This window comes from Amaricoccus sp., from assembly GCF_047602525.1.
Taxonomy (GTDB): Bacteria; Pseudomonadota; Alphaproteobacteria; order Rhodobacterales; family Rhodobacteraceae; genus Amaricoccus.
On the sequence record NZ_JASGHB010000001.1, the window covers coordinates 3688563 to 3709813 of the forward strand.

The window sequence follows — 21251 nt, forward strand, 5'->3', positions numbered from 1 at the left end:
GGCCCGTTGGGGGAGAGCGGAGATGGCGGCGGATATCGGACTGGTCGGGCTCGGCACCATGGGCGCGGCGCTGGCGCTCAACATCGCCGAGAAGGGCTTCGAGATTGCGGTCTACAACCGCACGACGAGCGTCACCACGGCGTTCGTCGCCGGGGCGGGGGACCTCGCGGCCCGGATCACGCCGTGCGACTCCCTGGAGGCGCTGGTGGCGGCGCTGACGCCGCCGCGGGCGATCATCCTGATGGTGCCGGCGGGCGCGCCGGTTGACGAGATGATCGACCGCCTGACGCCCCTGCTCGACACGGACGATCTCGTCATCGACTGCGGCAACGCCAATTTCCACGACACGGTGCGGCGCGCGGCCGCGGCGGCGGAGCGTGGCGCGCCCTATCTCGGCGTCGGCGTCTCCGGCGGCGAGGAAGGCGCGCGGCACGGGCCGGCGATCATGGGCGGCGGCCCGAAGGCGGCATGGGACCGCGTGGCGCCCGTCTTCGACGCGATCGCCGCGCGGTTCGGCACGACTCCCTGCGCCGGCTGGATGGGGCCGGACGGGGCAGGGCACTTCGTCAAGACGGTGCACAACGGCATCGAGTACGCCGACATGCAGATGATCGCCGAGGTCTATGGCGTGCTTCGCGACGGGCTGGGGCTGACGCCGCTGCAGGTCGCGGACGTGTTCGACCGCTGGAACGGCGGGCCGCTCAAGTCGTACCTGATCGAGATCACCGGCATCGTCGCGCGGGCGCTGGACCCGAAGACCGGCAAGCCGATGCTCGACGTCATCAAGGACAGCGCCGGGCAGAAGGGCACCGGGCGCTGGACGGCGATCGAGGCGCTGATGCTCGGGGCGCCCGACACCGCGATCGAGGCGGCCGTGGCGGCGCGCAACCTGTCCGCGCGGGTGGCCGAACGGGTGGAGGGCGCGCGGATCTTCGGCCTCTCCCCCGAGCCGGTGCCGGTGGACGGGATGGTCGACAAGCTGGAGGCGGCGCTCCTGGCGGGCAAGATCGCCTGCTATGCGCAGGGCTTCGGCCTGCTCGCGGCGGCGTCGAAGGAGTTCGGCTGGTCGCTGCCGCTCGGCGGCATCGCCCGGGTCTGGCGCGCGGGCTGCATCATCCGCTCGGCGATGCTCGACGACATGGCGGCGGCGATGGAGACGGGCGAGGGCGCGAACCTGATGTTCGCGCCGCAGTTCGCCGAGAAGCTGAAGCGCAGCGAGGGCGGCCTGCGCGCGGTGGTGGCCGCCGCGGCACTGGCGCGGATTCCGACGCCGGCGCTGTCGGCCGCGCTCGCCTATTTCGACACGATGCACACGGCGCGCGGCACGGCGAACATGCTGCAGGCCCAGCGCGACTTCTTCGGGGCCCATGGCTTCGAGCGGGTGGACATGGCCGGAGCGCATCATGGCCCCTGGGGCAGTCACGAGCAGTAGCCGGGTGGATGGTCCCGGAAAAGGAGCGGGCGGGGAAGACCCCGCCCGTTCAGGTGGAGAAGCGACTGACTGGGCCGCCTCTCGGGACATTTCGGAAGTGTTGACGAGGCGGCGCGCGGCCGCAAGAGCGTTAGCGGCGGGTTAAGCGCAAGATATCCTTCGGATTGTTTCGATCCGGGCCGTGCGCCTGCCTGCGCTCCTGCCGCTCAGGCGTCGATGAATTCCGCGACGAAGCGGGTGGCCGGACGGCTGCGGATCTCCTTCGGCGTGCCCACCTGCTCGATCCGGCCCATGGACATGACGACCACGAGGTCGGCCAGCTCCATCGCCTCGTCCTGGTCGTGGGTGACGAAGATGGTGGTGAGCCCGGTCTGGTCGTGAATTTCACGCAGGCCGGTGCGCAGCTCCTTGCGGACGCGGGCGTCGAGCGCGCCGAACGGCTCGTCGAGCAGCAGCATCCGCGGCTCGATGGCGAGCGCGCGGGCGAGCGCGACGCGCTGGCGCTGGCCGCCGGAGAGCTGCGCGGGATAGCGCCGGCCGATGTCGGGCAGCTGGATCAGGTGCAGGAGCTTGTTCACCCGGCGGTCGATCTCGGGCGCGGTCGGCCGGGTGGCCCTGGGCCGGGCACGCAGGCCATAGGCGATATTCTCGAACACCGTCATGTGCTTGAACAGCGCGTAGTGCTGGAAGACGAAGCCGGCGCGGCGCTCCTGCACCGACAGGCCGGTGGCGTCCTGGCCGTCGAAGAGCACGCGGCCCGAGGTCGGGAACTCGAGGCCGCCGAGGATGCGCAGCAGCGTGGTCTTGCCCGAGCCCGACGGCCCGAGCAGCGCGATGAGCGCGCCCGACGGGATCGAGAGGCTGACCGGCAGCAGGGCGGTGGTGGCGCCGAATTCCTTGGCGAGCTCTTCGACTTCGATATGCATCGGACTGGTTCCTCTCAGGGCTCGGGACATCTTGGGGCGCGGTAAGGCAAACGGGGTCAGTGGCGGCGGGTGGCGGCCAGCTCGCCGCCGTGACGCCACTCGAGCAGCGACTTCGCCGCCAGCGTGACGAGGCCGAGCAGCGCCAGCAGCGCGGCCAGCGTGAAGGCCGCGACCGGCATGTACTCGTTGTAGAACATCTCGATCATCAGCGGCATCGTGGTCGTCTCGCCGCGGATGCGGCCGGAGACGACGGCGACGGCGCCGAATTCACCCATGGCGCGGGCGTTCGACAGCAGCACGCCATAGAGCAGCGCCCAGCGCACGTTCGGCAGCGTCACGGTGCGGAACATCCGCCAGCCGGAGGCGCCGAGCGTCAGCGCCGCCTCTTCCTCGGCCCGGCCGTGCTCTTCCATGATCGGGATCAGCTCGCGGGCGACGAAGGGGAAGGTCACGAACATTGTCGCGAGCACGATGCCGGGCACGGCAAAGACGATGGGGTAGCCGTGCGCGACGAACCAGCCGCCGATCCCGCTGTTCGCGCCGAAGAGCAGCACGAAGCAGAGGCCGGCGACGACCGGCGAGACCGAGAACGGCAGGTCGATGAGCGTGATGAGGAACGCCTTGCCGCGGAAGTCGAACTTGGCGATCGCCCAGGCGGCGGCGAGGCCGAAGACGGCGTTGAGCGGCACCGCGAAGGCGGCGGTGAGCAGCGTCAGCCGGATCGCGGCCTGCGCGTCCGGGTCGGCGAGGGATTCGAGGGCCGAGCCGATCCCCTCCTGCAGCGCCTGCGAGAACACCGCGATGAGCGGCGCAAACAGCAGCACGCTCAGCAGCGCCAGCGACAGGCCGATGAGCGCGATGCGGAGCCAGATCGGCTCCGACGTCACGCTCCGCGGCATGCGCGACGACCGCCGGGCCGGGCGCCCGGAGTCGGCAGGGGAGAGGGCCAGATCGACCATGTACTCAAATCCTGTGGAAATGCAGCGGCGCGGCGGCGCGGCGGATGATGGCCGCCGGGCGGAGCGAGGCGAAGGCAACAACCGCGAACAGGGTCAGCGAAGCGCCGAAGCTGTAGGCGAGGAAAGCGGCGATCAGGCCGGCGCCGGAGGCGTACACCCAGGCCGCGAGACCGAAGCCGGTCAGCAGGCCGAGGAGCATCCCGGCGCGCGGGCCGAAGGCGCGGCGCTGTTCGCTGGAGCGGTAGATCGAGGGGACGAAGCGATCTTCAGGCATTGCCGTACTTCCTCCGGTTCAGGACCTGTACGAGGTTGATGGCCAGCAGCATGGTGAACGAGATGGAGAGCATGGCGATGGCGATGGCCACCGCGCCGTCGTAGTTGAATTCCTCGAGCCGGATGACGATGAGCAGCGGCGCGATCTCCGTCACCTGCGGCAGGTTGCCGGCGATGAAGATGACCGAGCCGTACTCGCCGACACCGCGGGCGAGCGCGAGGGCGAAGCCGGTGAGCAGCGCCGGCGAGAGCGTCGGCAGGATCACGCGCCAGAAGGTGCGGATCCGGCCGGCGCCGAGGGTGGCGGACGCCTCCTCGACCTCCCGGTCGAGCTCGGCGATCACCGGCTGCACCGTCCGCACGACGAACGGCAGGCCGACGAAGACGAGCGCGATCCAGATGCCGAGGGGGGTGTAGGCGACCTTCACCCCCATCTGCAGCGCGATCGAGCCAAGCACCCCGTTCGGGGCGTAGAGCGCGGTCAGCGCGATGCCCGCGACCGCGGTCGGCAGCGCGAAGGGCAGGTCGACCGCCGCGTCGATCAGGCGGCGGCCCGGGAAATCGTAGCGGGTGAGCACCCACGCGAGCATCAGGCCGAACACGAGGTTGAAGACCGCCGCGAGGAAGGCGACGCGGAACGACAGCGCCAGTGCCGCCCAGACGCGGGGCGAGTTGATGTCGGACCAGAGCTGGCCCGCCCCGATCTCGCCGCCCCGGGCGAGCAGCGCGACGATCGGCAGGATGACGACGATCGAGAGCACCGTCATCATGATGCCCGTTGCGAGGCCGAAGCCGGGGAGGGCGGACTTGTTGCGGAAGCGGGCCATGCTCGTCACTTTGCCTGATAGATCTGATCGAAGACGCCGCCGTCGCCGAAGTGTTCCGGCTGGACCTTCTTCCAGCCGCCCAGGTCGTCGATGGTGACGAGCTCGAGCTTCGGCAGCAGGGCGACGTCGGCCGGGTCGGCCTTGCTGGTGTCCCAGGCGCGGTAGAAGTTCTTCACCGCGATCGCCTGTGCCTCGGGGCTGTAGAGCCAGGACAGGTATTCTTCGGCCGCCGCCTTCTGCGAATCGGAGTGCAGGTTGCCGTCGACCACGGCGACCGTCGGCTCGGCGAGGATCGAGAGCGACGGGCGGACGATCTCGAACTGGCCTTCGCCGAGTTCCTTCTCGGCGAGGAACGCCTCGTTCTCCCAGGCGAGCAGCACGTCGCCGATGCCGCGCTGGGCAAAGGTGGTCGTGGCGCCGCGGGCGCCGGTGTCGAGCACCGGAACGTGGGCGAAGAGGTTGTGCATGTAGTCGCGGATCTGGTCCTGGTTGCCGCCGAAGTGCTTGTCGGCCCAGGCCCAGGCGGCGAGGTAGTTCCAGCGGGCGCCGCCGGATGTCTTCGGGTTGGGCGTGATGACCTGCACGTCATCCTTCACCAGGTCGCCCCAGTCCTGGATGCCCTTCGGGTTGCCGGAGCGCACCAGGAAGACGATCGTCGAGGTGTAGGGGGCGGAGTTGTGCGGCAGCTTCGCCTGCCAGTCCGCCGGGATCTTGCCGGTCTTCGAGGCGATGGCGTCGACGTCGGAGGCGAGCGCCAGCGTCACCACCTGCGCGTCGAGCCCGTCGATGACCGAGCGGGCCTGCGCGCCCGAGCCGGCGTGCGAGGTCTTGATCTCCACCGCGTCGTGGCCGAGCGCCTTCCAGTGCTCGGCAAACGCCTTGTCGTACGCCTTGTAGAGTTCGCGGGTCGGATCGTACGACACGTTGAGCAGGGTATCGGCGGCGAGCGCCGCGCCCGGATCGAGGGTCAGGCCGAGGCCGAGCACGGCGAATGCCGCGCCCGCGAGCCAACGCTTCACCACCGCGGGGGTGAGGCGGGCGGCATCGCGGAGGCCCTCTTCGCGGCGTTCGGCCTTTGGGTCCTCGCTGTCGTCGCTCGCCACCACCTGGTGGATCGCGCCGAACATGTCGAACACGTAGACCGTGCGGACTGCGGCGGCCTCGGCCACCTCGTTCGCAGCGCCGGGGAGCATCCGGTCCATGAAACCTCCATCACTTGTTCTTCGATAATGACGACAGAGTTTATCGTGATAATCAAGCAAAACTGAGTGGCAGGGAATTGCCTCGGATCAATGGGTTAACCAGGAGTTAAGAGGAGATTGCCGAATTCGAGCAGCGGCGCAGGCAGCTCATTGACCCGAATCAGGTCCTCGACGGTCATCGAACTCGACCAGCAGCAGGTAGGCGGAGAACACGTCGCCGAAGGCGCGGCGGATGGTGCAGGTCGCCTCGTCGACGCAGTCCTCGCAGCGCTGGTAGGCGCCGCGCGACAGGCAGGGCAGCGGCGCGATCGGCCCGTCGATCAGCCGCAGCACCGAGCCGAGCGTCACGGTCGCGGGGTCCTTGATGAGCTGGTAGCCGCCCACGCGACCGCGGCGGCTGCCGATCACGCCGCCGTTCTTGATGACGAGCAGGATGTGCTCGAGGAACCGCTTCGGCACGCCGGCGCGGGTGGCGATTTCCTCGATCGTGAGCGCCGAGCCGCCACGCGACCGCTCCTCGGCGAGCGTGCCGAGCGCCTTCAGAGCATACTTCGCCTTTTGAGAAATCATTCCTAGTGGTTAGGCTTCGCGGGCCTCGGTTTCAAGGATCTTGGCCTTGCCGAGGCAACCTTTCAGCGAACTGTCATCTTCGAAGGGCTTTCGGCGCGCCAAGATGACGCGGCAGCCTCTCGCCGGGACTGGCGCGCCGAGATCATCGGGCACGACGGGTTGGCGGTGCCGGCGCGATACGTCTTGTCGCAAGAGTGTCGGCGCACTACGCCCGATCCTGACGATGGAGGGGAGGCGGCGTTGGCAACAGCCCGGACGTCTGGCGCTGGTCCGGCCACCGTTTCCGGGGCGCAGCCGGGCCCGAACGGGCCGGAGCCGAACTGGCCGGAGCTGAACTGGCCGCTGGTGATCTGCGGCTACTTCGCGCTGCAGGTCGCGTGGCGCCGCCTGCTCGGCGGCGGGCTCAACCTCGACGAGGCGGAGATCCTGCTCTGGAGCCGGCAGCTCGCGCTTGGCTACGGGCCGCAACCGCCGCTTTATTCCTGGTTGCAGTGGGGGTTCCTCAAGCTTGTTCCCGACCCGCTACTGGCGCTCTCGCTCCTGAAGAACCTGGCGCTGGCGGCCACCTACCTCGCGGTCTGGCGGCTGCTGCGCAGCGCGCATCCGGCGCGCGTGGCCGGGCCCGCGGCGCTGGCGCTGTTCCTGATCCCGCAAATCTCGTGGGAGAGCCAGCGCGACCTGACCCACTCGGTGCTCGCGACGGCGCTGGCGGCGGCAACGGTGCTGGTGTTCGTCACGCGGACGCTGGCCGGCGCGCGGGGTGGCTGGGCGCTCCTCGGGCTGCTGACCGGGCTCGGGCTGCTGGCGAAGCCGAACGTCCTGATCGTCCCGGCCGCGCTGGTGCTCGCGGCGCTGACGCTGGCGGAGCTGAGGTCGCGGATTTCCGTCGTCGGGTTGCTGCTGGCGGCGGCGATCGCAGCGGCGCTGGTGGCGCTGCCGCTGCGCTGGGCGCTCGCGCATCCGGAGCTGGCATTCGCGTCGGCCCACAAGCTGCAGATGGCGGAGGCCGGCGGCGCGGCGGCGGTGGCGGGCCTGGCGGCGCTGGCGCGCGCGCTGGTCGACCTGCTGGCGCTGTCGCTGCTGGTCGCGGGCGGCATCCTGCTGCTGCTGCGGCGGCGCGAGCGGGAGACGCCGGGGCCGTGGACGACTCTCGACCGGCTGATCCTGCGGGCGGTGCTGATCGGGCTCGCCATGGCGGCGGCCGGCGTGCTGCTCAGCGGGACGACCAACATCCGCCGGCTCTGGCTGCTGCCGGTGGTCTATCTCGCGGCGCCGCTCGTCGCGGTGCGGCTGCTGCAGGCGATCGGCGCGGGCGGGGCGCGGGCGCTGCTGCGGACCATCGGCGTGCTGGCGGTGGTGGTGTTCGTCGCGCTCGGCATCAATATCCGCTACGGCGAGCCGGGCAATCCGGCGCTGAACCGGGCGCCGGTGGCGGCGCTGGCCGATGACATCGCGGCGCGCTTTCCCGGGGCGGAGCGGATCGTGGCCGCGCCGAGCTGGCTCGCCGGGAACCTCGTCTACCTGCGGCCCGACCTGCCGGTGGTCGGCACCGACGATCCCGGCGCGCCGCCAGCGGACGGGGCGCAGGTGGTGGCGGTGTGGTGGGACGGCGACCGGGGCGGGCAGATTACGGACGCGCTGGGGCGACGCTGGGGCGGGCCGGTGGCGCTGCGGCCGGCCGGCCGGGTGACGCGGGCGTTTCCGCTGCAACCGGACGAGCCGTTCGACGCCGATCTGGCCGAGGTCGTGCGGTGAGCCGGGCGCTGATCCTGACGCGGCCGGCGGCGCAGTCGGCGGACTTCGCCGCGGCGCTGGCCCGGCGCCTGCCCGGGCGTTTCGCGCCGGTCGTCGTCGCGCCCCTCCTCGCCATCGCGCCGGCGGGGGGGCCGGTCGAACTCGCGGGCGTCGGCGGGCTGCTCTTCACCTCGGCGAACGGGGTGGAGGCGTTCGCGGCGGCCAGCCCGGAGCGGCGGCTGCCGGCGCTCTGCGTCGGCGCGATGACCGCGGCGGCGGCGCGGGACGCGGGCTTCGAGGCGCTGTCGGCCGACGGGGACGTGGACGCGCTGGCATCGCTCGCCGCCTGCTGGTGGCGGCCGGGCGGGGGCGACCTGCTGCACGTCCGCGGGCGGCACGCGGCGGGCGACCTGCTGGGCGCGCTCTCGGCGCGGGGCGTGCCGGCGCGGGCGGCGGAGCTCTACGAGCAGGTCACGCTGCCGCTTCCGCCCGAGGCGCAGGGGATCATCGCCCGCGGCGACCCGGTGGTGGTGCCGCTGTTCTCGCCGCGCACGGCACGGGCGTTCGCCCAGGCGGTGGCGGGCCTCGATCTCGGCGCGGTCACGGTGGTCGGCCTCAGCGCGGCGGTGGCGGCGGCGGTGCCGGTGGCGGGGCGGCGGGTCGTGGCGCCGGGCCCGGGACGCGAGGGGATGCTCGCGGCGCTCGACGCACTCGACCAGCCCTGACCGGCCGTCAGGCGGGCAAATCCTCGGCCGTGCCGACGTCCTCGGGGGACAACGGGCCGCTCGCCCAGGGGCGAAAGCGCAGGCGGAAGGCGGCCAGCACGTCGGCGAGGCCGGCGTCCGCGAGCGGATAGCCGAAGCGTTCGGCGGCGGCGGCAAACGCCGGCTCGCCGCCCGGGGCGGCGCGCTCGGGCACCCAGACCGCGCGGCCGCCGAGGGCGAGGCGGCGCCAGTCGAACGCCCGGCCGGGATCGGCCTTGCGGCCCGGGGCCATGTCGGAATGTGCGATCACACCCGGGGCGCCGATGCCCCAGCGGCCGCGGATCCCGTCGAGCAGCGCCTCGAGCGTCGCCATCTGCGGCTCGGGGAACGGCGGGCAGCCGGCGAGCGGCCCGGGGTTGGCGAGCTCGATGCCGATCGAGCGGGAGTTCACGTCGCCCCGCCCCTGCCAGCTGCCTGCGCCCGCGTGCCACGCCCGCTCGGCCTCGTCGACGAGGGCCCAGAGCGTGCCGTCGCCGCCGATCACCCAGTGGGCGGAGACCTCCGCCCCCGGGTCGCACAGGCGCTCGACCGCGGCCTCGGCGGTCTGCATCGCCGTGTGGTGCAGCACGACCAATGTCGGCCGGAGGCCGTCGCGGCGGGGGCCGAAATTCGGGCTGGACGCGCGGATCAGGCGCATGGCCTGATGCCCGTGGAGGTCCGCCGATGCCCCGTCCCTCGCCGCTGCAGAACCGCGCCGCGCCGGACGGCAGCCTGCACGCCGTGGACGCGCGCGGGCTCCTGATGGGCAATCGCGGCGGGCGGCTGCACTGGGCAGACGGGACGCTCGGGGCCGCGCGATGGCGCAGCCGGGCGTGGATCGCCTGCCGGCTGACGTTTCACGGGCGACAGCGGGCGGTGATGGGCGCGGGCTATACCGAGATCTTCTTTCTCGACGAGGCAACGGCGCTGGCCGCCGGCCATCGTCCCTGCTTCGAGTGCCGCCGGGCCGAGGCACTGGCCTTCGCCGCGGCCTGGGCCCGGGCGCACGGGCTCGATGCGCCGCCGCGCGCTGGCGAGATCGACCGGGTGCTGCACGCCGAGCGGCTGCGGCCGCCCGACACGGTGCCGCGCGGCAGCCTGCCGCCGGGGGCGGTCTTCCGGCTCGACGGCGGGTTCCGCCTCAGCGTGCCGGGGGGCGCGCTGGCGTGGAGCTTCGGCGGCTACACGCCCGCGCGGGACGCACCCGCAGACGCGCCCGTGGTCGCGGTCACGCCGGCCGCCGTGCGGGCGGTGCTCGCCGCAGGATACGCGCCGGGACTGCACCCGAGCGCCGAAGCTCAGTTGAGCGCGCGGTAAGGCGCCGGATCCCACTTGCACGCGAAGCCGTCGCCGTCGGGATCGAGGCCGTTGGGGTCGCGATCCGGCCCGCCGGCGGCCAGGAAGGCGCGCTGGGCGTCGTCGTCGGACCGATAGTGGCCGCAGGCGCCGATGCTGGACACGCGCGCGCCGACCGAGCGGTCGTACACCTTCTCGCCCACCCGATTCGTCGACTGCTTGGCGTAGAGCGCGACGTTGACGCCGTTCTCCGAGGGTACGTTGGTCGGCTGGAACACCACGAGCTGCCGGCGGGCGTCGTCGAGGTCGGCCTGTGCCTTGGCGGCGTCGATCTTCTGCTGCGCGAGGGTCCACTGCATCAGGTTGATGCGGTCCTGATCGAGCGCCGCGCCGGTGCCGTCGGCGGACGGCGCGCCGACGGGCGGGATCATCGGCCCCTCCGGATGCGGCTCGCCCGAGAGGCTCGCCGAGCCATAGCTCGACGCACTGCCGGTGAGCGGCACCTCGGTCACGTTCGCATCACTCGGCACCGACACCACGCTGCTGGTGCATCCGGCGAGCGCCGCGCACAAAACCACCGCCACAATCCGCATCTAGTAGCCTGCCTTTCGCGTTAAGCCCGCTCGCTTTGCGGCGGTCTTACCACCATTTCGACGGTTTTGCAGCAAAACCGCTCGCTTGTTCGATCGCGAAGGCAACATCCAGCATTTCTGCCTCACCCCATGGCCTGCCGATCACCTGCAGCCCGAGCGGCAGGCCCTGCGCGGAGAGGCCGGCGGGCACGGCGGCCCCGGGCAGGCCGGCGAGATTCACCGTCACCGTGAAGACGTCGTTGAGGTACATCTCCACCGGATCGGCGTTCGCCATCGCGCCGATTCCAAAGGCGGCGGAGGGCGTGGCAGGGGTGAGGATCGCGTCGACGCCGGCCTCGAACGCCGCCTCGAAGTCGCGCTTGATGAGCGTGCGAACCTTCTGCGCGCGCAGATAGTAGGCGTCGTAGTAGCCGGCGGACAGCACATAGGTGCCGATCATGATCCGGCGGCGCACCTCCGGGCCGAAGCCTTCGGCGCGGGTGCGCTCGTAGAGCGCGGTGATGCCCTCGTTCGCACCGATCTTCGCCCGCCGGCCGTAGCGCACGCCGTCGTAGCGGGCGAGGTTCGAGGACGCCTCGGCGGGCGCGATGACGTAGTAGGCGGGCAGGGCGTACCTGGTATGCGGCAGCGAGATGTCGACGATCTCGGCGCCCGCGGCCTTCAGCATGTCGGCGCCCTGCTGCCACAGCGCCTCGATCTCGGCGGGCATTCCGTCGACGCGGTACTCGCGGGGGATGCCGATCTTCCGGCCGCGCAGGTCGCCGGTCAGCGCGGCCTCGAAGTCGGGGACGGCGCGGGGGGCGGAGGTCGAGTCCTTCGGGTCGTGGCCCGAGATCGCCTTGAGCATGATCGCGGCGTCGCGCACGGTCTTGGTCATCGGGCCGGCCTGGTCGAGCGACGAGGCGAAGGCGACGACGCCCCAGCGCGAGACCCGGCCGTAGGTCGGCTTCACCCCGACGATGCCGGTGAACGCGGCGGGCTGGCGGATCGAGCCGCCGGTGTCGGTGCCGGTGGCGCCGAGGCAGAGGTCGGCCGCGACCGCCGCCGCCGAGCCGCCGGAGGAGCCGCCGGGGGTGAGGGCCGTGTCGCCCTCGCCGCGCCACGGGCTGACCACGGGGCCGTAGACCGAGGTCTCGTTCGAGCTGCCCATGGCGAACTCGTCCATGTTCAGCTTGCCGATGCAGGTGGCGCCGGCGGCCCAGAGCTTCGCGGTGACGGTGCTCTCGTAGGGCGGGCGAAAGCCTTCGAGGATCCGCGAGGCGGCCTGGCTCTGCACGCCGTCGACGCAGAACAGGTCCTTGATGCCGAGCGGGATGCCGCAGAGGTCGGGCGCGTCGCCGGCCTTCAGGCGCTGCGCGGCGGCCCCGGCCTGGGCCCGGGCGAGGTCGGGGGTGGGCGCGGTGACGGCGTTGAGCGCCGTGGCGGCCCCGGCGGCCGCGAGGCAGGCGTCGGTCAGCTCCACGGCGCCGATCGCGCCGGAGCGCAGGCCGTCGCGGGCGGCGGCGATGGTGAGCTTGGCGAGGTCGGTCATTCCACCACCTTCGGCACGGTGAAGAACCCGTCGCGGGCGGCGGGGGCGTTCGAGAGCACGCGGGCGGCGTCGCCGCCGTCGTTCACCACGTCCTCGCGCAGCGGCGCGGACATCGGCGTGACCGAGGTCATCGGCTCGACGCCGTCGACGTCCACCTCGCGCAACTGCTCCATGAAGCCGAGGATGGCGCTGAGTTCCGTCGCCAGTGCCGGCAGCGCGGCATCCTCGACCTCGATGCGCGCGAGATGCGCCACCCGGCGCGCGGTCTGCTCGTCGATCGACATGGGGGCCTCCGCGGTCGGATCGGCGCCCGCTTTAGCGTGCGCATTGCCGCGGTGCAAGACGACGGGCGGAACCCGTATCCGGCGGGTGGCGTTGCTGCGGTTCACGTCATGGCGAAAGAGTGGGCGGATGCGGCTGAAGATCGACGTGCGGCTGGACTATGCGGTGGAGGATCTGACGACGATCCTGCTGCAGATCAAGGCGGCCGCGCGGGCGGATCAGCGCATCCTCGACGCGAAGCTCGACATCCGCGCGCCGGAGAGCTTCTCGCGGTTCCCCGGGGAGGATCTGGTGGGCGAACGCGCCTGGGTGCGGGTGCGCGACCGGCTGCGCTGCCACTACCGGGCGAGCGTGGAGGTGGACCGGGCGGAGCCGGATCTCGCGGCGATGCGGCAGGTGCCGACGCACGAGGTGCCCGGCGACGTGGTGCGCTACCTGATGGAGTCGCGCTACGTGCCGTCGGAGGCATTCCAGGGCTTCGTCGACACGGAGTTCGCCGGGCTCTCCGGCGGGGCGCTGGCGCTGGCGATCCGGGATTGGGTGAAGGCCGCGCTGAGCTACGTGCCGGGGTCGGGGCCGGATGCCGCGCCGTACTTCCGGGTGTTCAGCCCGGTGCGGCAGGCGGAGACCTACGATCCCGACGGCGCCTATCGCCGCCGCCTCCTCGATCCGGGCGAGCCGGACGCACGGGCGTTCTTCGACGCCGCGCCGCGCCACTGGAAGCTCGACCCCGGGGCGCCGCCGCCGGAGCCGCTGATCGAGGCGGGCGAGGGGCGCAAGCGCGCGCTCGCGGCCTACGAGGCGTTCCGCTGAGCGCGCCGGGGTGGTAGTCGGCAGAGGGCATTCGAGAGAGGGGACCCCGCGATGAAGCTTCGCTGGCTCGGACATTCCGGCTTCCGCCTGGAAATCGGCAATCAGGTGCTGTTGATCGACCCGTGGATCGGTAACCCGCTGTTCGACGCCGGCCGGCGGGGCGAGGCGATCGAAGGCGTCACGCATGTTCTCGTCACCCATGGGCATTTCGACCACATCGCCGACACCATCGCCATCGCGGCGGAAAAGCAGGTGCCGGTGGTCGGGATCTACGACCTCGTGACCTGGTGGCAGCAGGAGCACGGCATCGAGGTGATCGGCTTCAACAAGGGCGGCACGGTGAGGCTCGGCGACGTGGCGGTGACGATGGTGTCGGCGACGCACTCCTCCTCGTTCGGCGGCCCGCACGGGCCGGTCTATGCCGGCACCGAAGCGGGCTACATGATCGAGGGCGAGGGGCGGACCATCTACCTGTCGGGCGACACCGACGTGATGGCCGACATGGGCGTCTTCGAGGCGCTGCATCACCCGGAGATCGGCATCCTCTGCGCCGGCGGGCATTTCACCATGGACATGAAGCGGGCGGCGTTCGCGGCGCGCACGTTCTTCAACTTCCGCACGGTGATCCCCTGCCACTACCGCACGTTCCCGCTGCTGGAGCAGTCGGCCGAGCCGCTGCGCGCGGGGCTGCCGGGGGTGGCGGTGCTGGCGCCCGAGGTGATGGAGGAGGTGGTGCTGTGATGGATCTCACCCGCGATGCGCTGCCGGTCGAGCTGACGCAGCCGGAGGTGGCGCTCTGGTGGCTGGCGAAGGGCGACTTCACCGTCGGGCCGGCCTGGGCGCGGGCGCACGAGATCGCGCAGGCGAGCGAAGGCGTGGCGGCGTTCGACCGGGTGCATGCGCTGCTGCACTGGGTGGAGGGCGACCGGGGGAATTCCGACTACTGGTATCGCCGGGCCGGCGTGGCGCGCGCCGGCGCGGACCCGCGGGCGGAATGGGAGGCGCAGGTCGCGGATCTGCGCCGCTGAGGCACGACCAACCGAGAAGCTGCGGCCGCTGGCGGCCACGCCGCACGTAGTCCCACGGGTGCCATAGTTCGAGCGTTGGCAGGCTGGCGCGACGACCGCGCCGCGAGGTCGGCTGAAAGCCTTCAGCCCTCGATCGCGCCGAACACCGCCACGCGGTTCATCACCGCGCGGATCCGGTTCAGGAGGCAGAGGCGGTTCCGCCGGACGGTGGCGGAAGGGGCGTTGACGACGGTCGTCTCGAAGAACGCGTCGATCGGCGCCCGCAACCCGGCGAGGGCGGCCATCGCGCCGCCGAAGTCCTCGGCCGCCAGCGCCGGCGCCAGCGCCGCCTCGGCGGCGTCGAGCGCGGCGAACAGCGCGCCTTCCTCCAGCGTCTCGGTAAAGCGCGGGTCGGGATCGAGCGAATACTCGACGCCGTCCTTCTTCTCCTCCTGCGTCAGGATATTCACCGCCCGCTTGTAGCCGGCGAGCAGGTTTGCCCCGTCCTCGGTTGCGAGGAACGCCTGCAACGCCCGGACCCGGGCGACGAGGAGCACGAGGTCGTCCTGTCCGGGCATCGGGAGCGCTGCGTCGATGACGTCGTGGCGGATGCCTTGGTCGCGGAGGTAGACCTTGAGGCGATCGTGGAGGAAGGCGAGGAGGTCAGCGGACTTCTCAGCAGCCGCTTCTTGAATGTCTGCCGTCGCCGCTCTTTCGCTCGCCTTGTTGTATTCGGACAGCAACACCTCGAAGGCAGCCTGACCGATGCCTACATTGCCGCTATGCGCTATTAGATCAAGAAATGGCGCCTGCTGTATTCGAGAAATAAAGTAACCCTCCCAGCCGCCGATCAAGAGGTTAATAATTTGACGCAGTGGTAGTCGGAACTGGTTCCCAATGGCCAATCGAATAATCCCGAGCCCGGCGCGGCGGAGAGCGAAGGGGTCTTTCGAGCCTGTCGGCTTCTCGTCAATGGCCCAGAAGCTAGTCAGCATGTCCAGCTTGTCAGAAAGTGCCACGGTAACGGAGACCGGCGACGTCGGAACGGCGTCGGACGGACCAGTGGGCTGGTAGTGTTCAGCGGCGGCGTTGGCGACGGCCTCGGGCTCGCCAGTGCGGAGCGCGTAATATCGGCCCATCGTCCCTTGGAGCTTCTGGGAATTCGTAGACCATCTGACTCGCGAGGTCGGCTTTCGCAAGCCGGGCCGCCTGCCCTGCAAGGTTGGGGTCGGCGCCGACTTGGCCAGCGACGATGCGGGCGATAATCGCGATCCGCTCTATCCTCTCGCCTTGCGTGCCGAGCTTGTTGTGGAACGTCACCGCGTCGAGCTTCGCGGCCATGTCGGCCAGGGGCGTGCGCAAGTCGTTCTGCCAGAAGAATTCCGCGTCGGCGAGGCGCGCGGTCAGCACCCGGGCGTTGCCGGCGGCGATCGTCGCGCCATTGTCGGCGGTCTCGCGGTTGGCGACGATCAGGTACGCCGTCGTCCGGCCCCCGGCGTCACGCAGCGAGAAGAATTTCTGGTTCTCGCGCATCGAGGTGGTGGCGACCTCGGGCGGCAGGTCGAGGAAGCGCGGCTCGATGCGGCCCATCAGCACCACCGGCCATTCGGTGAGGCCGGCGTTCTCGGCGAGCAGGCCCGGATCCTCCACCAGTTCGAGGCCGTTGGCGAAGGCGAGCTGGCGGGCGTCGTGCTCGATCTTCGCGGCGCGCTCGGCCGGGTCGAGCAGGACGTGGGCGCGCGCGAGCTTTGCCGCGTAGTCGTCGAACGACGTGACGGCAAAGGGCGCGGGCGCGTGGAAGCGGTGGCCGCGGGTCACGTCGCCGGCCGCGATACCGTCGATCTCGAAGGGCACCACCTCGGCGCCGGCCTCGGTCGTGAGGATGCAGAGGATCGACTGCAGCGGGCGCACCCAGCGCAGCGAGCCGGAGCCCCAGCGCATCGACTTCGGCCAGGGGAAGTCGCGGACCACCGCCTCGACGGTCTCGGCGACGATCTCCGCCGCCGGCCGGCCGGGGCGGTCGATGACGGCGACGAGGATGTCGCCCTTCTTGTCGGCCCGGGTCTGCAGCGCGTCGCGGCCGAGGCCGGTCGCGCGCAGGAAGCCCTCGATCGCCTTCTCCGGCGCGTCGGCCCGCGGCCCCTTGCGCTCCTCGGTCAGGCGCGGCGAGGCGTCGGCGAGGCCCTCGATCGCCAGCGCCAGGCGCCGCGGCGTGGCAAAGCTTGCGGCATGGGCGTAGGTGAGGCCGCGCTCGACCAGGCCGTCGGTGACGAGGCGGCGCAGGTCGGCGCTGGCCTTCGCCTGCATTCGGGCGGGGATCTCTTCGGAGAAGAGCTCGAGGAGCAGGTCGGGCATCGGGGGAATCAGCCGGCGAAGAGGTGGAGGAAGCCCTGCACCACCAGCGCGTTCGCCAGGTCGACGAAGACGGCGGAGACGAGCGGCAGGACGATGAACGCGGTCTGGCACGGGCCGTACTGCTTCGTCACCGCGGTCATGGTGGCGATGGCGGTGGGCGTCGCGCCGATGACGAAGCTCGCGTAGCCGGCCGACATCACGCCGGCACGGTAGTCGCGGCCGAGGAAGCGGAAGACGACGAACCACGAGATGGCGACGGCAATGGCGGTCTGGACCAGCAGAACGGCGGCCAGGGTGCCGGCCATGCCCGCCAGCGCCCAGAGCTGCAGCGCCATGAGCGAGACGGCGAGGAAGACGCCGAGCGCGAACTCCGAGACGAGGCTGAGCGCGGGCGTGTGGCTGATCGGACGGACGAACGGCACCCACGGCATCACGTTGCCGACGATGATGCCGACGATGAGGCAGGGCACGAACAGCGGCAGCATCAGGCCGAACGACAGCACCGTCCGCTGCAGCAGGTAGCCGAGCGTGATGCAGGTGAAGATCCAGAGCAGCGTCCGCATCAGCGCGTTGCGGGTGATCGGCTCGACCGTGTCGCCTTCCGAGAGGCCGACCGGGTTCACCTCCGTCTCGGTCGAGACGAGGTTGTTGCCGCCGATCAGCGCCCGGCCGAGCGGGCCGCCGATGACGCTGGCGACCACGAGGCCGAGGGTCGCCATGGCGATGCCGATCTCCGGCCCGCCGGCCAGCCCGCGCTGGGTCAGCTCCGGCGACCAGGCGATGATCGTGCCGTGCCCGCCGAGCAGCGAGGCCGATCCGAATACCACGCCCATGCCGGCCGGCAGCCCGGTGATCCACGCCGCCGCAAGGCCGACGACGTTCTGCACCACAAGCAGCGCGGCGGTGACGGCGATCAGGATGCCGAGCGGCTTGCCACCGGAGAGCAGGTCGCCGATGCGGGCATTGAGGCCGACGCCGGTGAAGAAGATCAGCAGAAGCAGGTCGCGGGCGTGGGTGTCAAAGCTGACCTCGACGAGGCCCACCTGGCGCAGCGCGAGGAAGAACAGCGCGACGAGCAGGCCGCCCGTCACCGCATCGGGGATGTTGAACCGCCGCAGCAGCGGCACGCGGTCGTTGATCGCCTCGCCGATCAGATAGGCGACAAGGCCGATGGTGACGGCCATGAAGTCGGGAAACTGGATCTGCGGCACGGGAAACGGGCTCCTGCGGCGGGCGCCGCGCTCCATAGCGCGCGGGCGGGCGGCGGGTCAATCGCGGGTGCTGCGCGCACGGACCGTGTTCACGCGGCCGGAAAGAGCCCGGCACGGGACGTTTCCTGAAAACGGGAGCACCGGACCGATCTGGCGGGCGACAGGTCGGCAGAGGGTTTCGCGCCTGACGGCTTCCGCGCGGTCCTGTGCGTCGAACACAGCGCGTTCGCTGGTTGCATCAGTCGAATCGCGCGCGAAAGCTTGGCTTGGCGCCCTGCCGGCCGGGTCTCCGGGCGCGCGGGGGCCTGCCCGTCACTCCGCCCGGCGGCGCAGGCGGATCACCACGTCGATGCGGTCGAGTTCGGCGCCTTCGGGAATGATCGCCTCGCCGATCAGCTTCACCGCGTCGTTCGGGGCGTCGGTCAGGCTGCCGTCCTCTTCCCAGTAGTAATGCGGGTGCTCGTCGACGCGGGTGTCGAAATAGGTGCGGCTGCCGTCGACCGTCACCTCGTGCATCAGTCCGGCCTCGCAGAACGCGCGGAGCGTGTTGTAGACCGTCGCCAGCGAGACCGGCGAATCCTGCCGCGCGGCGGCGGCGTGCAGGCCCTCGGCGGTGACGTGGCGGTTGCGGCCGTCGCCGATCAGGAGTTCGGCCAGCGCAAGGCGCTGGCGCGTCGGGCGCAGGCCGCCGCCGGCAAGCCACGCGGTCGCCCGGACCCGGGCGGGCCTGCGATCCGTGGTTCTGGCTGGCATCATGGCGGGCGTCCTCCGATCGTCTGTCAAATAAGCAGAACGCGGGGCGGATTTCCAGTCCTCCACCCGTCCCGGGCAATACCTTTGACATTTCTGCCGGGGGGTTCCGGTCTTGCGCCGGCCGCGGCGCGGGTGCTAGAGGTCCGGCGATGTTCCGGCGGGGGAGGCCGGGCTTGCACATGACCGAAATGCCCTCATGACAGATCGCCCGACGCGCTTCGACTACGACGGCCTGATGGCATGCGCCCGCGGCGATATGTTCGGGCCCGGCAATCCGCAGCTGCCGGCGCCGCCCATGCTGATGATGGACCGCATCACCTCGATCTCGGCCGATGGCGGGCCGCACGGCAAGGGCCACGTCGTCGCCGAATACGACATCCGGCCGGACCTCTGGTTCTTCGGCTGCCACTTCATCGGCGACCCGGTGATGCCGGGCTGCCTCGGGCTCGATGCCCTCTGGCAGCTCACCGGCTTCAACCTCGGCTGGCGCGGGATGACCGGCCGCGGCCGCGCGCTCGGGGTGGGCGAGGTCAAGTTCACCGGCATGGTCACGCCGCAGGTGAAGCTCGTCGAGTACACGGTGGAGTTTACCCGCGTCATCGACCGCAAGCTGAAGCTCGGCATCGCCAACGGGATCATGAAGGCCGACGGCGAGACCATCTACACGGCCACCGACATGAAGGTTGGCCTCTTCACCGATTGAGAGGAGGGACGCGCATGCGCCGCGTCGTCGTCACCGGAATCGGCATCGTATCCTCCATCGGCAATGATGCCGACGAGGTGCTGGCCTCGCTGCGGGCCGGCAAGTCCGGCATCAGCTTTGCGCCGGACTATGCCGAGCACGGCTTTCGCAGCCACGTGCAGGGCAGCCTGAAGATCGACGTCACCGAGCACATCGACAAGCGGCAGCTGCGCTTCATGGGCGACGGGGCGGCCTATGCCTACATCGCGATGAAGCAGGCGATCGAGGATTCCGGGCTCGAGGACTCGGACGTCTCGAACGAGCGCACCGGGCTCATCGCCGGCTCCGGCGGACCGTCGACGCGGAACATGTTCGAGGCGCACCAGACGGTGATCGAGAAGGGCAGCCCGAAGCGGATGGGGCCGTTCATGGTCACCCGCTGCATGTCCTCGACCGTCTCGGCCTGCCTCGCGACGCCGTTCCGCATCAAGGGCCTGAACTACTCGATCACCTCGGCCTGCTCGACCAGCGCGCACTGCATTGGCAATGCGGTCGAGCAGATCCAGTTCGGCAAGCAGGACGTGATGTTCGCCGGCGGCGGCGAGGAGCTCGACTGGACGCTCTCGTGCCTGTTCGACGCCATGGGCGCCATGAGCACCCGCTACAACAACGATCCCGAGCGGGCGAGCCGGGCGTTCGACGCCGACCGCGACGGGTTCGTGATCTCCGGCGGCGGCGGCATCGTCGTGCTGGAGGAGCGCGAGCACGCGCTGGCCCGCGGCGCGAAGATCTATGCCGAGGTGACGGGCTATGGCGCGTCGTCCGACGGGCACGACATGGTCGCGCCCTCCGGTGCCGGAGGTGAGCGGGCGATGCGGCTTGCCCTCGCCTCGCTGCCGGAAGGCCGCCGGGTCGGCTACATCAATGCGCACGGCACCTCGACGCCGGTCGGCGATGTCTCCGAGGTCGAGGCCGTGCGCCGCGTCTTCGGCGAGGGAAGCGTGCCGCCGATCAGCTCGACGAAGTCGATGACCGGCCACAGCCAGGGCGCCGCCGGCGCCCAGGAGACGATCTATTCGCTGCTGATGTTGCGGGATGACTTCATCGCGCCCTCAATCAACGTCGAGACACTGGACGCAGGGATCCGGCCGGGCGAGATTGCCTTGAAGCGGGTGGACAATGCGGGGCTCGACAGCGTGATGACCAACAGTTTCGGCTTCGGGGGCACCAACGCCTCCCTGATCCTGAGCCGCCATGCCGGGTGAGCCGGTTCCGGGCGAGCTGCTCAAGGGCAAGCGGGCGCTGATCCTCGGGGTTGCGAACGATCATTCGATCGCCTGGGGCATCGCGCGCGCCTTCGCGGCACAGGGGGCGACGCTTGGCTTCACCTACCAGGGCGACGGCTTCGGCCGCCGGGTGATCCCGTTGGCCGAGAGCGTCGGCGCCAGCATGATCGTGCCGGCCGACGTGCAGGACGCGGCCTCGCTCGACGCGCTGTTCGAGACGGTGACGGCGGAGTGGGGCGGGCTCGACATCCTCGTCCACGCCATCGCCCACTCCGACAAGAACGAGCTCGACGGCAAGTTCATGGCGACCACCCGGGGCAACTTCCTGCACTCGCTCGACATCTCGTGCTACAGCCTCGTCGAGCTCACCCGGCGCGCCGCACCGCTCATGTCGCGCGGCGGCTCGATCATGACGCTCACCTACATCGGCGCGCAGCGGGTGACGCCGCACTACAACGTCATGGGCGTCGCAAAGGCCGCGCTCGAGGCGTCGGTGCGCTACCTCGCCAACGACCTCGGGCCCGACGGCATCCGGGTGAACGCGATCAGCCCGGGGCCGATGCGCACGCTCGCCGGTGCGGCGATCGCCGGCGCGCGCAAGGTCTACAACGTCACCGAGCGCAATGCCCCGATGCGGCAGAACGCGTCGCTGGCGGCGGTGGGCGGCACGGCCGTGTTCCTCGCCTCGGAGCTGTCGCAGGCGGTGACGGGCGAGGTGGTGTTCGTCGACGGCGGCTTCCACATCCTCGGCATGGCCCAGCCGGAATATCTCTGAC

The 21251-nt window shown here is 70.9% G+C and carries 21 protein-coding genes and 2 pseudogenes; 10 read left to right on the top strand and 13 right to left on the bottom strand.

Annotated features, from left to right (window positions below; all coding sequences use genetic code 11):
* Positions 1-22: 22 nt before the first annotated feature.
* Complete coding sequence (gndA, locus tag QM699_RS18825; RefSeq protein WP_415012529.1) at positions 23-1432, top strand: NADP-dependent phosphogluconate dehydrogenase; 1410 nt, start codon at positions 23-25, stop codon at positions 1430-1432.
* Between the two features lie 206 nt (positions 1433-1638).
* On the opposite strand, the gene QM699_RS18830 is transcribed toward gndA, so the two are convergent.
* The 6 genes and pseudogenes from QM699_RS18830 to QM699_RS18855 form a co-directional block, all read right to left on the bottom strand.
* Positions 1639-2358, bottom strand: a complete 720-nt coding sequence (locus QM699_RS18830) for a sulfate/molybdate ABC transporter ATP-binding protein (protein WP_415012530.1) — start codon at positions 2356-2358, stop codon at positions 1639-1641.
* A 56-nt stretch (positions 2359-2414) separates the two neighbouring features.
* On the bottom strand, positions 2415-3317 hold the full coding sequence (cysW, locus tag QM699_RS18835; protein WP_415012531.1) for a sulfate ABC transporter permease subunit CysW: 903 nt from the start codon (positions 3315-3317) through the stop codon (positions 2415-2417).
* 4 nt (positions 3318-3321) lie between these two features.
* On the bottom strand, positions 3322-3591 hold the full coding sequence (locus tag QM699_RS18840) for a hypothetical protein (RefSeq protein WP_415012532.1): 270 nt from the start codon (positions 3589-3591) through the stop codon (positions 3322-3324).
* Positions 3584-4417, bottom strand: a complete 834-nt coding sequence (gene cysT, locus QM699_RS18845) for a sulfate ABC transporter permease subunit CysT (RefSeq protein ID WP_415012533.1) — start codon at positions 4415-4417, stop codon at positions 3584-3586. Before cysT ends, QM699_RS18840 begins: the two co-directional genes overlap by 8 nt.
* 5 nt (positions 4418-4422) lie before the next feature.
* Entirely contained in the window at positions 4423-5619 is a 1197-nt protein-coding gene (locus QM699_RS18850; protein WP_415012534.1) for a sulfate ABC transporter substrate-binding protein, read from the bottom strand.
* A gap of 95 nt (positions 5620-5714) precedes the next feature.
* A pseudogene (locus QM699_RS18855) lies at positions 5715-6189 on the bottom strand (RrF2 family transcriptional regulator).
* Between the two features lie 240 nt (positions 6190-6429).
* Here QM699_RS18855 and QM699_RS18860 point away from each other — a divergent pair.
* Positions 6430-7944 (top strand): glycosyltransferase family 39 protein, encoded by a 1515-nt coding sequence (locus QM699_RS18860; protein ID WP_415012535.1) that lies wholly within the window; start codon positions 6430-6432, stop codon positions 7942-7944.
* Positions 7941-8648, top strand: coding sequence for a uroporphyrinogen-III synthase (locus QM699_RS18865; RefSeq protein WP_415012536.1), 708 nt, complete (start codon positions 7941-7943; stop codon positions 8646-8648). Before QM699_RS18860 ends, QM699_RS18865 begins: the two co-directional genes overlap by 4 nt.
* A gap of 7 nt (positions 8649-8655) precedes the next feature.
* On the opposite strand, the gene QM699_RS18870 is transcribed toward QM699_RS18865, so the two are convergent.
* Complete coding sequence (locus tag QM699_RS18870; protein WP_415012537.1) at positions 8656-9324, bottom strand: N-acetylmuramoyl-L-alanine amidase; 669 nt, start codon at positions 9322-9324, stop codon at positions 8656-8658.
* A gap of 26 nt (positions 9325-9350) precedes the next feature.
* Between QM699_RS18870 and QM699_RS18875 the strand changes: the two genes are divergently transcribed.
* Complete coding sequence (locus QM699_RS18875; RefSeq protein ID WP_415012538.1) at positions 9351-9983, top strand: hypothetical protein; 633 nt, start codon at positions 9351-9353, stop codon at positions 9981-9983.
* Here QM699_RS18875 and QM699_RS18880 read toward each other — a convergent pair.
* Genes QM699_RS18880 through gatC form a run of 3 tightly spaced genes read right to left on the bottom strand, consistent with a single transcriptional unit; the run spans position 9965 to position 12370 of the window.
* Positions 9965-10555 (bottom strand): hypothetical protein, encoded by a 591-nt coding sequence (locus tag QM699_RS18880; RefSeq protein WP_415012539.1) that lies wholly within the window; start codon positions 10553-10555, stop codon positions 9965-9967. The two genes, QM699_RS18875 and QM699_RS18880, sit on opposite strands and share 19 nt — an antisense overlap.
* Before the next feature lie 46 nt (positions 10556-10601).
* The gene (gatA, locus tag QM699_RS18885; RefSeq protein WP_415012540.1) at positions 10602-12086 is read right to left on the bottom strand and encodes an Asp-tRNA(Asn)/Glu-tRNA(Gln) amidotransferase subunit GatA; all 1485 of its coding nucleotides are present in this window, start codon (positions 12084-12086) and stop codon (positions 10602-10604) included.
* Positions 12083-12370: an Asp-tRNA(Asn)/Glu-tRNA(Gln) amidotransferase subunit GatC gene (gene gatC / locus QM699_RS18890; protein WP_415012541.1), complete on the bottom strand. Its 288-nt coding sequence runs from the start codon at positions 12368-12370 to the stop codon at positions 12083-12085. Before gatC ends, gatA begins: the two co-directional genes overlap by 4 nt.
* 127 nt (positions 12371-12497) lie before the next feature.
* Between gatC and QM699_RS18895 the strand changes: the two genes are divergently transcribed.
* Genes QM699_RS18895 through QM699_RS18905 form a run of 3 tightly spaced genes read left to right on the top strand, consistent with a single transcriptional unit; the run spans position 12498 to position 14209 of the window.
* On the top strand, positions 12498-13181 hold the full coding sequence (locus QM699_RS18895) for an FAD-binding domain-containing protein (protein WP_415012542.1): 684 nt from the start codon (positions 12498-12500) through the stop codon (positions 13179-13181).
* Between the two features lie 51 nt (positions 13182-13232).
* Positions 13233-13922, top strand: coding sequence for a metal-dependent hydrolase (locus QM699_RS18900; RefSeq protein WP_415012543.1), 690 nt, complete (start codon positions 13233-13235; stop codon positions 13920-13922).
* On the top strand, positions 13922-14209 hold the full coding sequence (locus tag QM699_RS18905; RefSeq protein ID WP_415012544.1) for a hypothetical protein: 288 nt from the start codon (positions 13922-13924) through the stop codon (positions 14207-14209). Before QM699_RS18900 ends, QM699_RS18905 begins: the two co-directional genes overlap by 1 nt.
* Before the next feature lie 122 nt (positions 14210-14331).
* Here the strand turns inward: QM699_RS18905 and glyS are convergent.
* The 3 genes and pseudogenes from glyS to irr all read right to left on the bottom strand — a co-directional run bounded on the left by glyS (position 14332) and on the right by irr (position 18510).
* Positions 14332-16543 (bottom strand): annotated as a pseudogene (glyS, locus tag QM699_RS18910) (glycine--tRNA ligase subunit beta).
* Between the two features lie 8 nt (positions 16544-16551).
* Positions 16552-17754: a sodium/glutamate symporter gene (gene gltS / locus QM699_RS18915; protein WP_415012545.1), complete on the bottom strand. Its 1203-nt coding sequence runs from the start codon at positions 17752-17754 to the stop codon at positions 16552-16554.
* Positions 17755-18066: 312 nt separating this feature from the next.
* Complete coding sequence (irr, locus tag QM699_RS18920) at positions 18067-18510, bottom strand: Fur family transcriptional regulator Irr (RefSeq protein ID WP_415012546.1); 444 nt, start codon at positions 18508-18510, stop codon at positions 18067-18069.
* 193 nt (positions 18511-18703) lie between these two features.
* On the opposite strand from irr, the gene fabA reads away from it, so the two are divergent.
* From fabA to QM699_RS18935, 3 genes are read left to right on the top strand one after another with little or no spacing between them, the layout of a single operon-like run.
* Positions 18704-19210, top strand: coding sequence for a bifunctional 3-hydroxydecanoyl-ACP dehydratase/trans-2-decenoyl-ACP isomerase (gene fabA / locus QM699_RS18925; RefSeq protein ID WP_415012547.1), 507 nt, complete (start codon positions 18704-18706; stop codon positions 19208-19210).
* Positions 19211-19224: 14 nt separating this feature from the next.
* Positions 19225-20454: a beta-ketoacyl-ACP synthase I gene (gene fabB, locus QM699_RS18930; protein ID WP_415012548.1), complete on the top strand. Its 1230-nt coding sequence runs from the start codon at positions 19225-19227 to the stop codon at positions 20452-20454.
* Complete coding sequence (locus tag QM699_RS18935) at positions 20444-21250, top strand: enoyl-ACP reductase (RefSeq protein ID WP_415012549.1); 807 nt, start codon at positions 20444-20446, stop codon at positions 21248-21250. Before fabB ends, QM699_RS18935 begins: the two co-directional genes overlap by 11 nt.
* The last annotated feature ends 1 nt before the right edge of the window (position 21251 follow it).

Coding starts and splice junctions, on each gene's coding strand:
- fabB (WP_415012548.1), top strand. CDS start 19,225: ATGCGCCGCGTCGTCGTCACCGGAATCGGCATCGTATCCTCCATCGGC.
- cysT (WP_415012533.1), bottom strand. CDS start 4,417: ATGGCCCGCTTCCGCAACAAGTCCGCCCTCCCCGGCTTCGGCCTCGCA.
- QM699_RS18875 (WP_415012538.1), top strand. CDS start 9,351: ATGCCCCGTCCCTCGCCGCTGCAGAACCGCGCCGCGCCGGACGGCAGC.
- fabA (WP_415012547.1), top strand. CDS start 18,704: ATGACAGATCGCCCGACGCGCTTCGACTACGACGGCCTGATGGCATGC.
- QM699_RS18900 (WP_415012543.1), top strand. CDS start 13,233: ATGAAGCTTCGCTGGCTCGGACATTCCGGCTTCCGCCTGGAAATCGGC.
- gatC (WP_415012541.1), bottom strand. CDS start 12,370: ATGTCGATCGACGAGCAGACCGCGCGCCGGGTGGCGCATCTCGCGCGC.
- gatA (WP_415012540.1), bottom strand. CDS start 12,086: ATGACCGACCTCGCCAAGCTCACCATCGCCGCCGCCCGCGACGGCCTG.
- QM699_RS18840 (WP_415012532.1), bottom strand. CDS start 3,591: ATGCCTGAAGATCGCTTCGTCCCCTCGATCTACCGCTCCAGCGAACAG.
- QM699_RS18830 (WP_415012530.1), bottom strand. CDS start 2,358: ATGCATATCGAAGTCGAAGAGCTCGCCAAGGAATTCGGCGCCACCACC.
- QM699_RS18895 (WP_415012542.1), top strand. CDS start 12,498: ATGCGGCTGAAGATCGACGTGCGGCTGGACTATGCGGTGGAGGATCTG.
- QM699_RS18935 (WP_415012549.1), top strand. CDS start 20,444: ATGCCGGGTGAGCCGGTTCCGGGCGAGCTGCTCAAGGGCAAGCGGGCG.
- irr (WP_415012546.1), bottom strand. CDS start 18,510: ATGATGCCAGCCAGAACCACGGATCGCAGGCCCGCCCGGGTCCGGGCG.
- QM699_RS18850 (WP_415012534.1), bottom strand. CDS start 5,619: ATGGACCGGATGCTCCCCGGCGCTGCGAACGAGGTGGCCGAGGCCGCC.
- QM699_RS18880 (WP_415012539.1), bottom strand. CDS start 10,555: ATGCGGATTGTGGCGGTGGTTTTGTGCGCGGCGCTCGCCGGATGCACC.
- QM699_RS18905 (WP_415012544.1), top strand. CDS start 13,922: ATGGATCTCACCCGCGATGCGCTGCCGGTCGAGCTGACGCAGCCGGAG.
- cysW (WP_415012531.1), bottom strand. CDS start 3,317: ATGGTCGATCTGGCCCTCTCCCCTGCCGACTCCGGGCGCCCGGCCCGG.
- gndA (WP_415012529.1), top strand. CDS start 23: ATGGCGGCGGATATCGGACTGGTCGGGCTCGGCACCATGGGCGCGGCG.
- QM699_RS18870 (WP_415012537.1), bottom strand. CDS start 9,324: ATGCGCCTGATCCGCGCGTCCAGCCCGAATTTCGGCCCCCGCCGCGAC.